The 1,320-nt window shown below is 50.5% G+C and carries 1 pseudogene; it reads right to left on the minus strand.

Annotated elements, in window-relative coordinates:
- Positions 1–267: pseudogene (locus CIK04_RS35350) on the minus strand (hypothetical protein); the annotation flags it as partial.
- Between the last annotated feature and the right edge of the window lie 1,053 nt (positions 268–1,320).

Raw genomic sequence — 1,320 nt, forward strand, 5'->3', positions numbered from 1 at the left:
ACAGACAATAACTAAAAACCAACAACACCAGTAATGAAGCGATAAAACCAAGCCACGGTGCTCGCTATACAATAGATCCCCGCATTCGCAGGATGACGGGTCGAGAGAATTGATCGCACCACCAGCTGTCATTCCCGTGCATACGGGAATCCATTCATCCACAAGCGCCAGAAGCCGAGTATTGGAAATGCACTCACCGCCACCGCCACAGATAACGACGAAAGCGAAACCAACAACGCGGAGAATGAAGTGCCAAAACCAAGCCACGGCACTCGCTATACAATAGATCCCCACGTTCGTAAGGATGACGAGGTGAGAGAGTAGCTAAATCAACAGAAACACCAGTAATGATGCGATAAAACCAAGCCACGGTGCTCGCTATACAATAGATCCCCSACGTTCGYGAGGATGACGGGGTGAGAGAATTGATCGCACCACCAGCTGTCATTCCCGTGCATRCGGGAATCCATTCATCCACACGCGSCAGAAKCCGCGCATTGGTAACGCTGTCACAATAACAGACAAAAACTAAAGCGAAACCAACAGCAACACTGGCAATGAAACGATAAAACCGAACCACGGCGCTCGCTATACAATAGATCCCCACGTTCGTGAGGATGACGGGGTGAGAGAGTAGCTAAATCAACAGAAACACCAGTAATGATGCGATAAAACCAAGCCACGGCGCTAGCTATACCATGGATCCCCGCGTTCGCGAGGATGACGGAGTGAGAGAATTGAWCCGCACCACCAGCTGTCATTCCCGTGCATACGGGAATCCATTCATCCACACGCGCCAGAATCCGCGCATTGGTAACGCTGTCACAATAACAGACAAAAACTAAAGCGAAACCAACAGCAACACTGGCAATGAAACGATAAAACCGAACCACGGCGCTCGCTATACAATAGATCCCCACGTTCGTGAGGATGACGGGGTGAGAGAGTAGCTAAATCAACAGAAACACCAGTAATGATGCGATAAAACCAAGCCACGGCGCTAGCTATACCATGGATCCCCGCGTTCGCGAGGATGACGGAGTGAGAGAATTGAACCGCACCACCAGCTGTCATTCCCGTGCATACGGGAATCCATTCATCCACACGCGCCAGAATCCGAGTATTGGCAACGCACTCACAATAACAGACAAAAACTAAAGCGAAACCAACAGCAACACTGGCAATGAAACGATATAACCAAGGCCACAGCGGCTCGCTATACAATTGGATCCCCGCGTTCGCGAGGATGACGGGGTGAGAGAATTGATCGGCACCACCCACCTGTCATTCCCGTGCATACGGGAATCCATTCATCCACAA

Source organism: Vibrio sp. 03_296, from assembly GCF_002265885.1.